Here is a 15014-nt window from a genome sequence, read left to right as displayed (position 1 = left end):
TCCGCTTGGTTTCATCAGATCTAGGCTATTTATTTTACTTTAAAATGCTCAACTACTTTCACTAATTGTGTTTTGTTATTTTTAATTTCATTGCTGTTGTTGAGCGTTTCTGCATCATTTTTCGCAAGCCCTATAACCCTACTTTGAATCATAGTCATATTGTGTGATATTTCATTGCTGGTGACACTTTGTTGCTCAACTGCGGCTGCTATTTGCATATTAAGCGCGTTTATTTCCACAATTGTTGTCATTGAATCTAATGACGTCGTGCTTTCTTGTGTGGCCTTAGCGGAAGCCTGACAACCCGCTTTGGTGCTTTTTACTGCATTCACCGCCGAAGAGGTGGCTGCCTGTAATTTTACTCGTTGGCATTGGGGTAAAAGGTGAAAATGGTGAAGTTGGAGAGGATAAGAATAAAAATTAAGACTGAAAAATTTTACCTTTAAAAGATATGTAACGATTTCTTTTAAAATAGCTAAGGGCAAAGGTATTTCCTTTGCCCTTATAAGGTCAATAGACCCAAGCTAATTTTTATTTTTGGTTAGCATATTTCATTGAATCTAAGGCAACCGCAAAGATGATGATGCTACCTTTGATAATGTATTGCCAATATGGACTAACACCAATATAGGTCATACCGTAGTTGATAATGGTAAAGATAAGTACACCAGTAACCACACCAAGTACGCGACCAACACCACCTGCAAATGAAACCCCACCTACAACACAGGCGGCAATTGCATCAAGCTCATACATAAAGCCTAAGTTATTAGTTGCACTACCGATACGACCGGCTTCTAACATGCCCCCAAAAGCATAAAAGATACCTGATAATGCGTAGATTTTAAGTAATGTAACAGGCACATTTACGCCCGATACTTTAGCAGCTTCTGGATTACCACCAATGGCAAAGATATTTTTACCAAAAACAGTTTTATTCCAAATTATCCAGACAATGAAAATAGCGATAGCGGCATAGAAGGTTAAATAGGAGAGTTTAAAGTCACCTAAGCGAATGAAGCCCTGCGCAAAGTTAGAAAAACGATCGTCAAAACCTGCAATCGGTGATGCACCTACCGTATCAAAGTATAAAGAGTTAACACCATAAACGATGATCATGGTGCCTAAGGTTGCGATAAAGGGAGTTACCTTTAAATAGGCGACAATAATACCATTGATAAGTCCAATTAACGCGCCCACCGCACAAACTGCAATAATTACGGCAACAATTGGAATATCACCTAGGTCTGGAAATACTTTATTAACGTTGTCCGCAGCCTGTAATAAAGTGGCCGATAATACTGCCGCTAAACCCACTTGGCGACCCGCTGATAAATCGGTGCCCTGGGTGACGATTAAGCCTGCTACACCTAATGCAATAATAATACGTACAGAAGATTGAGTTAAAATATTACTTAAGTTTCGTAAACTTAAAAATGAGGGCTCTTGAATAACAATAATTGCTAACAAAATAAATAAAACCGCGTAGATACCACCTTCTTTGAGGTATCGCATCCCGCCGAGTTTCTTCAGTGTGTCCATGGTTAAATCCTTTTATAAATAGAGTGCTGCGAGCGCTAAAATTTCACTTTGAGTGGTTTCTTTGGTATTCACAATGCCAGCAACGCGGCCATTACTCATTACCAATATTCTGTCTGTGATACCCAATAGTTCAGGCATTTCAGATGAAATTATCATGATGCCTTTGTCTTTATTAGCGAGGCTGAGTATCAACTGGTAAATTTCAAACTTTGCGCCTACATCAATCCCACGTGTAGGTTCATCTAGCATTAAAATTTCGGGGTTAGTTAATAACCATCGGCCAATGATTACTTTCTGCTGATTACCACCAGAAAGTGAACCAATATTAGTTTCGTGCGTTGGTGTTTTAACGCTCATTGAATCAATTACCCACTGTGTATCGCTTTTCATTTTTTTGTTGCTGAGCAAACCACTTTTTGTTTTATATTGCTCGACATTCGCGACCAAAGCGTTAAATGTTATGTCTAAATTGCTATAAATTCCGGTTGCTCGGCGCTCTTCTGTTACTAGTGCAAAGCCATTATTAATTGCAGCATGCGCATCTTTATTAGCAACGGATTTACCATGTAAAATGATTTCGCCTGAGCTACGTTCGCGGATACCAAATAAGGTTTCTACTATATCGGTTCGTTTTGCACCCACTAATCCAGCAACGCCTAATATTTCACCTTTATGTAGATTAAAATTGACATGATTAATGGAAGGTTGGTTGGTGGCAGTGAGATCTTTTACTTCTAAAATAACTTCTTTAACCACGTTGGTTTTTTCTGGGAATCGATGTGTTAAGTCACGGCCAACCATTTTATTAATGATCTGATCCATATCTAGGCCCGCTAAAGGACGAGTTTCAATCCAGACACCATCTCGTAAAATGGTTATTTCATCGCATATTTCAAAGATTTCTTCCATCTTGTGTGAAATATAAACAATGCCGCATCCTCTATCTTTTAACTTATTAATTATTTTGAATAAATGTCTGACTTCTTTTTCGCTGAGCGAAGAAGTTGGCTCATCCATGATCACTATTTTAGCGTCATATGAAAAGGCTTTGGCAATTTCTAACATTTGCATTTGAGAAACAGATAATGTCGCGACTTTAACTTTTGGGTCGATATCAATATCTAATTCTTCAAAGATTTTCTTGGTGTCGGTGTACATTTTATTATGATCAACGAAGAAACCTTTTAATGGGTATCGACCTAACCAGATATTATCCATTACCGAACGTTGTAATACTTGATTTAGCTCTTGATGAACCATGGATACGCCGGATTCTAGCGCTTGTTTTGATGATTCAAAGTTAATTTCTTTTCCAAGAAAAACAATTTTTCCTTCATTCTTCTCATAAATGCCAAAGAGACATTTTAATAAAGTCGATTTACCCGCTCCATTCTCACCCATTAGTGCATGGATAGAGTGCGGACGAACTTTTAAATTCACTTTATCGAGTGCTTTCACACCGGGGAATTGTTTGCTGATCCCTGTCATTTCTAAGAGGAATTCATTTTCTATATTTGTGGTCATAATAGTGCTTCCCGTAGGATTAAATGGTGGAAAAGTTAACTTTTCCACCACAGTCAACAAAGGTTATTTCATTGTACTTTTATCTACGCCCACATAAGGTACTCGAACTACTTTATTCACTAAATTCCATTCCGTGCCTTCTGCAGCTGGTTTGCCTTCAGCTAAGTTACGTGTTAATTCGTAAGTCGCTTTTGCTTGGTTAGGTGCATCGTTTAGTACTGTACCTGCCATTTGGCCAGACTTAACCATTGCTAGTGCTTCATTTAATGCATCCACACCAAACACAGGTAAATCAGCTTTACCATTTGCTTTTAGTGACTCAACGGCTCCCATTGCCATGCCATCATTATTAGCGATAACGACTTCTATGTTATTTCCATTTGGACCAGAAACCCATGCATCCATTTTGTCTTTTGCCATTGCGGTATCCCACATAGCAGTATCAAGATGTAGTTGCTCTGTTTTGTAACCTTTATCATTTAAAGTGCTTACTACATATTCAGAACGCGCTTCTGCATCTGGGTGTCCTGGCTCACCTTTTAATAATACAAACTGGATAACGCCATCACCGTTACGATCCCATTGTGGGTGTTCAGCCCATTGTTTCGCGATTAATTCACCTTGAATGATGCCAGCATCTTTAGAAACGGTACCAACAAAGTAGGCTTTATCGTAAGAGGCTAGATCTTTAGCTGAAGGTTCTTTGTTATAAAATACAATCGGTACGTTATCTTCTTTCGCTTTTCTGATAATCACTGGTGCAGCTGCTGGGTCAACTAAGTTAACAGCAAGTGCTTTGACACCACGTGAAAGTAAAATATCAATTTGGTCGTTTTGCATAGATTGGCTATTTTGAGAATCATTCATTAATAATTCAATATCAGCATCTTTCTCTGCTTCTTTTTCAATTGCTTGGCGTACAACAGACATGAAGTTGTCATCGTATTTGTAGACAGTAAAACCTAATTTTGTATCCGCCATCGCTGCATGACCAAAAGTCATTGAAGCACATAGAGTTGCTAACATAGTTAATTTTTTCATGATAAATCCTTTCTCAATTATTAATATTAATTACCTAAGACCTAAAAATGGTAAGAGTATTTCGAACACTCTTTAACCACCGAAGCGAGTCTAGATTAATAAATGTAAAGTAAATGTGACCACCTCTGCAAAAGCATGTAAGCGTTTACATTGTTTCCTTTTTTGGGAGCTAATGAGGATTGTTACGCTTTATTACAAAGCGTTTTTGCTAAAATATTTTTATTTAGATATTTTAAAAATAGAATAGAGAGGTGAAACTAAATTGAAAAAATCAGTTTGTTTTTTTGATTTTATTTATTCTGTAAATTTTATTTTTGTTTTTAAGTTAATGATTATTAAATGTTAGTTTTTTATTTTTGATGATCTTAAATAAGGGGGAAGTTTATTTTTTATTTGAAAAAAGGCAGGTTGAGTTTGTTAGCTATAGGATTGTTTTAAGTAAAAACAAATTATAGGCCTCTATTTTTATGTATTTTACTAGTGGGCTGGATCACTTTTTAACAAAACAATAAAAAGCAAATTAAAACATTTCTAGATTCGCATAATAATATCTATTTTTATTGATTGTTAATAAATTGTTGACGGGTTATTAGTTTGTCGAATTTGATAATAAAAACATAAGAGTGAAGTTGAAAATAGTCCGTTAGGGGACTGGTTAAAATGTTTTTTAATTAAGTTGCCAGTACCTGAAAGAGTTTTTATCCTGAATTAAGCTAAGCCTTGATCTTTGTTACTGAGTTTCTGATCACGAGAGAGGGGGTAAAATGAAGGTGCTCAGGTTCAATATTGAGGCCATTGGCTAGTTTTAGTGCCAATAGTGCCGCTTTTTCTGCCATTAGTGCGATAGGGTAATGCACTGTCGTTAATGCTGGGTACAGGTAGTGAGCAAGTAAACCATCATCAAAGCCAATAATAGACAGTGCTTCCGGAATTGCGATACCTTTGTCATGAATCACTGCTAGTGCACCCGCCGCCATGTAATCGTTATAGGCAACAATGGCCGTTATATTAATGGGCAATGTTAATAAATTTTTTGTCGCAGCCATGCCGCCATCGGCATCGGGATCGTTATAAGCGATATAATCATTTGATAAGCTAATACCGTTATCTTTCAAAGCCGCTAAATAACCTTTTTTTCTGTCTTTAGCATCTTCAATAGTATGGTTCGATGCAATACAAGCAATTTGTTTATGACCCTGTTGAATCAAGTAATCGGTGGCGAGGTAAGCACCGGTATAGTTATCAAGTGAGATACATCGGTCAGCGATTGCTTCGATATAACGGTTGATCACAACTAATCCCTTTATCTCTTGTGCATAGTCGATTAACTCTTGATCTGATAACCTTTTAGAATGAATAATTAAAGCGTCACAGCGATTTTTAATTAATAACTCTATCGCATCACGCTCTTTTTCTGGGTGGTGATAGCCATTTCCAATAAGTGTATGTTTACCATGCTCATGGGCGATTTTATCGACTGTTTTGATCAGTAAACCAAAAAAGGGATCAGAAACATCGCCCACTAACACACCTATGGTATTAGTCTTTTGACTCACTAAAGCTCTTGCGGATTCATTCGGGCGGTAGCCTAGTTTCTGCATTGCTTGAGTCACGGCTTCAATGGCAGATTTACTGGTCTTAGAGGATTTGTTTACAACTCGAGATACGGTGGCAATTGATACGCCGGCTTCCTTAGCTACGTCTTTTATTGTAGACATTACTTACCTTATAAAAATAAATATTAAATGGTTTTAACCCATTCTTATGTGATTTTAGTTATGTAGTTTTAGCGATGTAATTTTAACTATATGATTTTACTTATGTAGCTTTGGCTATGTAACTTTAAACTCAGCGTGCTCTTATTCGTCAACATAACCATGATAAGTCATATATACACTGAAATTATATTTAATGTTGAAAATAATAGCGTTTTATCAGTCTATTAACCCTATATTGGCGTGTGATAGTTCACTTTTATTAACCACATCGCAAACTTATCAATTGACGACTCATAAGGTGCTAATGCTTTAAAGATTGGATGTTGAAGATGTTATTGTTTATTTCATTTAATCATTTTTAATCGAAGCTTGAATTTAAGGAATAATATGATCCTATTGATACCGCTTCAGGGAGCGTTTAATGTCAGTCACGTTAAAACATAAAAATATTTTGGTAACCGGTGCAACATCTGGTATTGGTCGTTTGCTCACTGAGCGATTATCTGAACTGGAATGTAATCTCGCTTTCTGTGGTCGCTCTAGTGAAAAGATGCAACAAGTTGTATCGAGTGTTACAAATTTGAACTGCGCGGCAAGCAAACACTATCATCAAGCTTTCGACATCAGTGATTACAGTGCTATTGAACATTTTGTTAGCAATGCAACTTCGCATTTAGGTGACATCGATATTCTGATTAATTGTGCGGGAGCAAACACTTCTAGGGACTCAGTGGCAAACATTGATATTGAAGCGTTAGAGTGGATGCTGAAGGTTAACATGCTGGCACCTTGCGTATTCATGCAACAGGTTTATAAACAGTCTATGAAAGAGCAGCAAAAGGGCATGATTATTAATGTGATGTCAACGGTGTGTTCTTTTTCAAATGAAGGGATCGCCGGTTATACCGCTGCTAAATCTGGATTTGATGCGTTAACTAAAGTATTTAGAAAAGAAGTCAGAGAAGAGGGGATTAAGGTTTGTGCTATTTACCCTGGAGGTGTCGACACACCATTTCGAGATAGCGAACGACCTGAGTATCTTGAGCCTAATAGTGTTGTTGATGCGATCATCTATATGGCCAGTCAATCAAATAATGTCTGTGTTGATGAGTTGGTGGTGCGCCCTTTGATTGAGAAAAATTATTCATAAACAATCATTTATGTCTATAAAATTAGAACGTGTTATGCAAGTACAGAAGTTGGTTATGGTTTATATCTATATTTTCTATAAACATAACAAAAACTCAAATATACTCAATACATCTATATAGTCACCTAGGGTTGTTCAATGCAAAACATAGAAAATGTAGAATTATCGATATTAAGTCTTGATGATTATCAGGAACTTAAAACGACCATGATTGAGGCTTACACCAATGTTTCTCTTGCGAGTGCTTATTGGGAAGAGCAGCATATTCAATCGTTAATTAGTAAATTCCCCGAAGGTCAGATAGTCATTAAAGTAAATAATCAGTTAGCTGGCTGTGCACTTTCTATACGCATTAATGATGCTGATTTTAATGATGCACATACCTATGATGATATTACAGGGACCGGAAAAGATACCTTTAACACTCATAATGACGACGGTGATACCTTGTATGGTATTGATGTCTTTATTAAAGCGGAGTTTAGAGGGTTACGCCTTGGTCGTCGTTTGTACGATTACCGTAAAGAGTTATGTGAAAGGTTGAATTTAAAAGGTATTACCTTTGGTGGTCGTATACCTAACTATCATAAATATTCAAATGAGTTATCTCCTAAGCAATACATTGAGAAAGTAAAACGTAAAGAGATCCATGATCCGGTTTTAAACTTTCAAATCTCCAATGACTTTCATCCTGCTCGTATTTTAAAAGGTTATCTCGAGGGAGATAAAGGCTCTAATAATTATGCGGTATTGTTGAAATGGAACAATATTTATTATGAAGAGATAAATAAAAAAGAAGTGCCGACTAAAATGTTGGTACGCCTTGGTTTAATTCAATGGCAAATGCGACCTTATAAAAATCTTGATGAGTTAATGGAGCAAGTTGAATATTTTGTTGATGCGGTCGCGGGTTATCGTTCAGACTTTGCACTGTTTCCTGAGTTTTTCAATGCCCCTTTGATGGCTGAAAACAATCACCTAAGTGAACCACAAGCAATACGCGAGTTAGCTAAGCATACGGAAACTATTGTTCAAAAATTTACTGATTTAGCGATTAGTTACAATATTAATATTATCACTGGCAGCATGCCTGAAATTATAGGCGATCGTCTCTATAACGTCGGCTATCTATGTCGTCGAGATGGCACCAAAGAGCGTTTTGAAAAGCTTCACGTGACTCCCGATGAAGTTAAAGTTTGGGGAATGGACGGGGGCTCTCAATTACAAGCCTTTGATACGGATTGTGGAAAAATAGGTGTTTTAATTTGTTATGACTCAGAATTCCCTGAATTAAGCCGAATTCTAGCCGATGAAGGAATGGATATTTTATTTGTACCTTTCTTAACTGATACTCAAAATGGTTATTCTCGGGTGAGAAACTGTTCCCATGCTCGTGCGATTGAAAACGAATGTTATGTGGCGATTGCTGGTGGAGTAGGTAATTTACCTAAAGTGCATAATATGGATATTCAATACGCGCAGTCAGCTGTATTCACGCCTTGTGACTTCGCTTTCCCTGCTAACGGTATCAAAGCAGAAGCTACGCCCAATACTGAAATGATCTTGATTGCGGATGTTGATATTTATTTATTACGCGAACTCAATCAATTTGGAAGTGTGAAAAACTTAAAAGATAGACGTACAGATCTATTTGAATTGAGAAAGCGTTAATAGCTGGTACCTTCATAGCTCGTACTTTTATAAATCGGGCCGTCATGGCCCATACTTTCATTAGTCGGGGCTCAGTAACAGTATGATGGTGAGTAAAGTTAACTCACCATCGTGCTTTTACTGAATACCGTTACTGAATACTGTTACTGAAAAATATTCAGCTTCTAATTATAGTAATTTCATTAAGTCTGTGAATAGCTATTTAGCAGAATCAGGATAAATCTCCGTTCTATTCCTGCCCTTTTCTTTAGCTAAATACAAGGCTTTATCTGCATCTTCGAACAGTGTCTCTTGGGTATCATTTGCGAGCATCGTTTTTACTCCAATGCTAATAGTCACCGAAATTGATTTACCAGCAAATGTAATGATCAAATCCTCTATACTTTTTCGAACCAACTCAGCGACTTTATAAGCTTGGTCTTTGCCACTTTCAGGTAAAAGAATTAAGAATTCTTCACCTCCCCATCGAAAAATAATATCAGATTCTCGAATATTTCTTTTTACGTCTTGTACTAAGGTTTTTAAAACTACATCCCCAGTCGGATGTCCGTAGGTATCGTTAATTTGTTTAAAATAATCAATATCTAACATCAGCGCGGATAATGAAGTTTGTGTTCTTTTTGATTGCGCGTGTGCTTGTTTAAATAGGGCGTCAAAAATTTGCCGATTAGCACAGCCTGTTAATTTATCCGTGGTAGCCATTGTTTCTAACTTCCTTTGATAGCCAGAGATAATTAAATGCACAAAGGCAACCAAAATAAGTGAAATCACAAAACTAACGCTTAAATTAAGGATTAACGTATTTTCAATTCGCTGTTCAGCTTCATTTTCTTTCTGCGCAACAATTAAGTACCAGTCAAATTCAGGTACAAAGCGACTATTAAGATAATGCTTTTGACCGTCTTCTTCGTACTCTATCGAATTTGTGGTTGTATCAAGTATCTGTGGTACAAATTCGGATAAACCTTTATTCTGATGGATATTAATATGTGTATTACTAGCACCGCCACTGAGTACTATCTCACCATTTTTATCAATAAAGTAGATTTCTCTGTTGTAACGATTTTTGTAATTTTCTATTAATTTTTGTACCGCATTAACGGCCAAGCCAACCCCAATTGCACCAATATAATTACCATCATAGTCATAAACTCGATAATTAATAAAGATAGTAAATGACGTGCGATTAGCTGTATCCACATCAACATTAATTTCATAATCTGACGTCATTTTTTGTACTCTAAAATACCAGTCGTCTTGCTTATCTAATGGGCTGACAGGTTTTAATATCCCCGTTGAATGGTAATAGTGACGAGTTTTATCCGAGACAAAGAAGCTGGTTACTGTACCGTAATGTAATTGCACTTCATTAAGGTATTTAATAATGGCTGTTTCATCCTCTTCCCCGTTTATTACCCAATCACGTACAAAGGTATCCTTAGCCATCATAGATGAAATAAAAATGGGTCTTAACAAATCTCGTTGAATTTCTGAATAAATATTATCACTGGTGAGTGGTAACGTGCTTTTGGCTATTTGTGTTCTGATCGATTCATTGGCTGTGTAGTAACTAACGAGGCTAATAAATAAAAAACCAGACATCAGTAAAGCAATTAACAATATAAACCGTAATTTTCTATTCCACATTAAAAGTCCTTTTCCTGTTACTTTATTCTTTCAGAGAGGAGCTGAAAGGTTGTATCGATATTATCCATTGTCGACTTTATTCGATCGACTATTGCGCTAACTTTACTAACCAATGATCTTTAAAAGTAAAGCATAACTTGTGCCATTAAATAATGTTTCAGCTTTTATCAACAGCTAAATTTTTTTATGCAAGTTTGATCTTATGTCCTATAGCTTTCGTAGGTATATCCGTTACAAATCAAATGCGCTAGATAGAATATTAGCGTTAGACGTAACATGATGAATTTTCGAACGATTATCTTTGTCACTCCGATAACGGAATATTAGTGATAAATGACATTTTAAAGATGATATTAAAACTCATAAAGAGACTTTAATTTGATATTTGTACCTATAAGTAGATAGTTTTTTGAAATTGTAATAATTTGAATATCATTTAAATATAAGGTGTTTTGATAGTAAACGTAATCTATTGAAGTATGGTGTTAACGTGTTGTTTTTACTTTTATTTCAATTTATTCAATGAGTTGGAAATTTGCTTTTATTTCCCAGTAATTTTAGGCTAAAAAAATAGATAAAATATCTAATTTTAGCTTTGCAAATCAATAACGACTATGATATTTTTTTACCTTAGTTTGATGGTACTTTTACCAGCTAAATTAACTATATGGAACATGGATATGATTAAACGTAAATTACCCCTTCTTGTTAGCGCATTGCTACTTGGCCAATTTCTTCCTGCTCATGCAGATCAACCTGATGCTGAAACGTTAGTCGGAAACGTTTACGGTGGTATTCACGGTGCTTACCTTAAAGCTGATAATGACCGTTTAGATGGTACTGGCGATCAATTCAATAACGCTGGCGGTGCTGGTGTTGAATTGGGTTATCGTGTTTCAGCTCCTCTAGAGCTGCGTTTATCTTACACAAACTTTACTGCTGATCTTAAGCAAGGTAGTGATCTTGATAACCTAAATAAATACTCGTTTGATGCTCTTTTCTTCCCAACAGGAAAGAACATTTACTTATTAGGTGGTGTTAGCGCATTAGATTTTGAAGCTGATGCTGAAGCAGCAGTTAATGTTGGTCTTGGTTACCGTCAATACTTCACTGACCAATTTGCTGGTTATGTTGAAGGTAAAGGTAGTTACCAATTTGACGAGAAATTTACTGATGCAATCGCTCAAGTAGGTTTAGTGTATTTCTTTGATAAAAATGATAAAGCATTACCACCAGTTAAAGCTGAACCAGTAGCTTACGTTGCACCTGTTGCAATGGATACTGATAAAGATAGTGTTGTTGACGGTACTGACCAATGTCCAGCTACACCTATGTCTAATAAAGTAGACGAAGTAGGTTGTACTATTTTTGCTGAAGAAAACCTTTCATACCGCTTAGCTGTTAACTTTGATAACAATAAAGCTGTTGTTAAACCTGAGTACTTTTCTGAGCTTGATAAAGTAGCAACATTCCTTAAAACTTACCCGCACGTAGACATTACGGTTGACGGTTACAGTTCAGTATTAGGTAAAGCAGATTACAACTTACAATTATCACAAAAACGTGCTGATGCAGTTGCTGCTATGTTGACTTCTAAATACGGTATTGATGCAAATCGCATGAAAGCTGTTGGTCACGGTGAAACAAACCTACTTGATACAAGTAATACTCGTGCAGCTCACAAAATGAATCGTCGTATCGAAATTAACATCGACGAAACTCGTAAAGTGCCAGTTACTCGTTAATATACTTGCATAATTCAACTCTCCTAACTTGTTAGGAGAGTTTTTCTTTTTCTATAACTCTATAGCATTAAGTCCACTCTATTTAACCCTATAAAAACGACCTCTTCCTTTTACCAAATCATTATAATTCATTGTTTTTGAATATTTATTAGCATGTGTTCATTGTTGCTTTCTGATCTCTCATCATTGATTTTATGAGTTTTTTTCGTGCACTATCCTCTGATGTACATATAATAGTTATCTGTATCTATACCCGTTACCATTCAAAATGAAAAAATAAGCAAACAGTGAGCTAAATAAGCTTCAGGTATGATACTGAGAGCGGACTGTTAAATTTTGTGAATAAGGTAATCATTTACATCAAATTACGTTTTGAGATAAGCGATTTTTTCTGTGCAATATTTACAACACTTATTTAATACAATTGGGTATAACAAGGATTTTTAAAAAGTGAATACATTTTCAATTAAGTCATTACTATTAGCGATTGTTATCAGTTTTCTTGGTATTTTCTCTACTTATACTATTTCATTAAAAGTAACCGAGCGGCTAAAAGCTGAAAGTTATCAAAAAATAGAAAATGTTGCGGAGCAGATTTCTATTCGCTTTCAAGATGCTATTGACAAGTCAATCAATGACTTGCAAGGTCTTCAGGCATTTTATAGTGCGAATAAGCAGCATTTATCCCTACTTGAATTTAATCAATACATGAAAGTGCTAAACATTAATGAGCGTGAATATATCCAAGCACTTAGCTGGGTTCCTCTGGTGAAATACAGCGATAAAGAACAATTTGAAACTGAAATAAAAGCACAGCAACCTGACTTTGAAATCTTAGAAAGAGGTGAGCAAGGTAAATTGGCGAGTAGTGCGATAAGACCCTATTACACCCCTGTAGTTTATGTTAGTAACTATGACGCTAATAAGAATGCTGTGGGATTTGACCTTAATAGTAATGAAATACGTAGCTACTCGCTAGAATTGGCAAGAGACAGCGGTAATATGACCACCACTGCAAAGATTCAGCTAATACAAGATAATGCAGCTTCTACTGGGGGAGCGGTTGGTGTTTTAATTATTGCACCGGTATATCAACAAGACCTTCCAACTGCAACCACCGAACAGCGTATTACTGCCTTGATTGGTTATGTCACCGGTGTATTTAAAATTGATACATTAATGGAAAATGCAAAAGCCCGCGCCGATATCGAAGATTTAGAGTTGAGTTTGGTCGATCTTAATCAAGATAGTGGTGGATTACTTTATGGGCAGGCTAAGCATCAAGAATTTTTTAGTTTTGATATCACTATTCCTCAACGTAAATGGCAGTTGAATATTTCGCTAAAGGATATGCTACTAGAAGATATTGAGTCTCCAGCTGTGATTAAATTGATTTTATTCGGTGGCATTGTGATTAGCTTATTATTAGCTTTTGCTATTTACGCATTACAAGTTGCTGTTATTAGAGCTAAAAATATTAGTCATTTAAGTGAAGCACTGCAGAATCAAAATAGTCAATTGGAGAAAAAAGTGGTTGAGAGGACTCAATCTTTAGCCGATAAAAATGCACAACTAAAAGATAATATTGATGAGCTTACCGCACAGAGAGGCCTTTTATCTAGCTTAATGAAAGAAGCTGACGCTGCTAAGGTACTTGCTGAATTAAGGGCGGTTGACCTTGCTCGTTCAAATAAAGATCTAGACGAATTTGCTTATGTTGCATCACATGATTTAAAAGCACCATTACGTGGCATTGATCAGCTTGCTACTTGGGTTGTAGAGGATCTTGAGGAAGGAAATTTAGAAGAAATACCTTCACACCTTAAGATGATGCGTAATCGAATACAACGTTTGGAAACATTGTTAAATGATTTATTAACGTACTCACGAGCCAATCGCCAAGAAAAGAGCATCTCAAAAATTGATGCAAATATTGTTATTAATGATCTATTTCATTTAGTTGCGCCGCTTGATGGCTTTAGCTTAATTATTAAAAACAACTTACCAACCTTTTTAACCTATAGAGCTCCCTTTGAACAAGTGATTAGAAACTTGTTAAGTAATGCAATTAAGCACCATGATAAAAAACAAGGGAATATAAAAATAGGTTGTACAGAAACAGAGTTATTCTATCAATTTAGTATAGAAGATGATGGGCCAGGCATTGCATCTGATTACCATCAAGATATATTCAAAATGTTTAAAACGTTAAGGCCTCGCGATGAGACTGAAGGCAGTGGTATGGGGTTAGCGCTGATTAAAAAAATAGTTGAGCATTATTCCGGTGAAGTGACTGTCGAGTCTGCATTAGGTGAAGGCTGTACCTTTTACTTCACTTGGCCGAAGGGTGAAATAGAGTTCAATAAGATGGATCAGAGGTAGTTAAGGTATAATCACAATCACCATATCAATAAAGTACTGCTCTATTTAATGAAAATAACTAGCTAGTGATTTTCTACGAAAACTAAATGTGGCGGTTCAATCAGGATAATATAGTTAAAAGGATATAGTTATAATGAGTAGTCATTATGGAGAAGTCAGCATTTTATTAGTAGAAGATGATGATATAGATGCAAAAGCAGTAGAGAGAGGCTTTGCTAAATTAAAGTTAGCTAATCCCATTATGAGAACTAAAAATGGCCTAGAGGCATTAGAGTTGTTGCGACAACCTGATGCAATACCGCGCCCATATCTGATTCTACTGGATCTTAATATGCCGATCATGGGGGGCTTAGAATTTCTAAAAATAATTCGTCAGGATGAAGAGTTAAAAAATACTATTATTTTTGTTTTAACTACATCATCGGCTGACCAAGACTTAGTCGCTGCTTATAATGAAAATATTGCCGGTTATATCGTTAAATCCGATGTAAAAGGTGGCTTTGATAAGGTTATTAAGTTGTTAGATTGTTATTGGAGAGTAGTGATGCTGCCTACATAATTGATGATAGCAGCTATCTGGGTTTACAGTAAAAT

The 15014-nt window shown here is 36.1% G+C and carries 11 protein-coding genes; 5 read left to right on the top strand and 6 right to left on the bottom strand.

The features are described from left to right. Positions 1–29 precede the first annotated feature (29 nt). The 5 genes from MT390_RS01000 to MT390_RS00980 form a co-directional block, all read right to left on the bottom strand. Positions 30–485, bottom strand: a complete 456-nt coding sequence (locus MT390_RS01000; protein ID WP_499439092.1) for a hypothetical protein — start codon at positions 483–485, stop codon at positions 30–32. A 46-nt stretch (positions 486–531) separates the two neighbouring features. Continuing rightward, entirely contained in the window at positions 532–1542 is a 1011-nt protein-coding gene (mglC, locus tag MT390_RS00995) for a galactose/methyl galactoside ABC transporter permease MglC (protein WP_166368326.1), read from the bottom strand. Between the two features lie 12 nt (positions 1543–1554). Continuing rightward, complete coding sequence (mglA, locus tag MT390_RS00990; protein ID WP_166368324.1) at positions 1555–3066, bottom strand: galactose/methyl galactoside ABC transporter ATP-binding protein MglA; 1512 nt, start codon at positions 3064–3066, stop codon at positions 1555–1557. Between the two features lie 63 nt (positions 3067–3129). Next, complete coding sequence (mglB, locus tag MT390_RS00985; RefSeq protein WP_166368322.1) at positions 3130–4107, bottom strand: galactose/glucose ABC transporter substrate-binding protein MglB; 978 nt, start codon at positions 4105–4107, stop codon at positions 3130–3132. Between the two features lie 713 nt (positions 4108–4820). Continuing rightward, on the bottom strand, positions 4821–5825 hold the full coding sequence (locus tag MT390_RS00980; RefSeq protein ID WP_499439089.1) for a substrate-binding domain-containing protein: 1005 nt from the start codon (positions 5823–5825) through the stop codon (positions 4821–4823). Between the two features lie 421 nt (positions 5826–6246). Here MT390_RS00980 and MT390_RS00975 point away from each other — a divergent pair, with 421 nt between their 5' ends. Next, a complete protein-coding gene (locus MT390_RS00975) occupies positions 6247–6975 on the top strand; it encodes an SDR family oxidoreductase (protein WP_499439088.1) in 729 nt (242 codons plus the stop codon). Positions 6976–7113: 138 nt separating this feature from the next. After that, positions 7114–8646 (top strand): carbon-nitrogen hydrolase family protein, encoded by a 1533-nt coding sequence (locus MT390_RS00970; RefSeq protein WP_499439086.1) that lies wholly within the window; start codon positions 7114–7116, stop codon positions 8644–8646. A 198-nt stretch (positions 8647–8844) separates the two neighbouring features. On the opposite strand, the gene MT390_RS00965 is transcribed toward MT390_RS00970, so the two are convergent. Continuing rightward, on the bottom strand, positions 8845–10293 hold the full coding sequence (locus MT390_RS00965; protein ID WP_499439084.1) for a sensor domain-containing diguanylate cyclase: 1449 nt from the start codon (positions 10291–10293) through the stop codon (positions 8845–8847). Positions 10294–10973: 680 nt separating this feature from the next. Here MT390_RS00965 and MT390_RS00960 point away from each other — a divergent pair. The 3 genes from MT390_RS00960 to MT390_RS00950 all read left to right on the top strand — a co-directional run bounded on the left by MT390_RS00960 (position 10974) and on the right by MT390_RS00950 (position 14979). Continuing rightward, on the top strand, positions 10974–12038 hold the full coding sequence (locus MT390_RS00960; protein WP_499439082.1) for an OmpA family protein: 1065 nt from the start codon (positions 10974–10976) through the stop codon (positions 12036–12038). 450 nt (positions 12039–12488) lie between these two features. Beyond that, positions 12489–14420: a CHASE domain-containing protein gene (locus MT390_RS00955; protein WP_166368310.1), complete on the top strand. Its 1932-nt coding sequence runs from the start codon at positions 12489–12491 to the stop codon at positions 14418–14420. 133 nt (positions 14421–14553) lie between these two features. Continuing rightward, the gene (locus tag MT390_RS00950) at positions 14554–14979 is read left to right on the top strand and encodes a response regulator (RefSeq protein ID WP_499439080.1); all 426 of its coding nucleotides are present in this window, start codon (positions 14554–14556) and stop codon (positions 14977–14979) included. The last annotated feature ends 35 nt before the right edge of the window (positions 14980–15014 follow it).

The sequence above is a fragment of the Vibrio sp. 2-Bac 85 genome (genome assembly GCF_037546705.1).
In the GTDB taxonomy this organism is placed as follows: Bacteria; Pseudomonadota; Gammaproteobacteria; order Enterobacterales; family Psychromonadaceae; genus Psychromonas.
The sequence above is the reverse complement of the archived record's forward strand: the minus strand, read 5'-3'. Positions and strand labels throughout refer to the sequence as shown.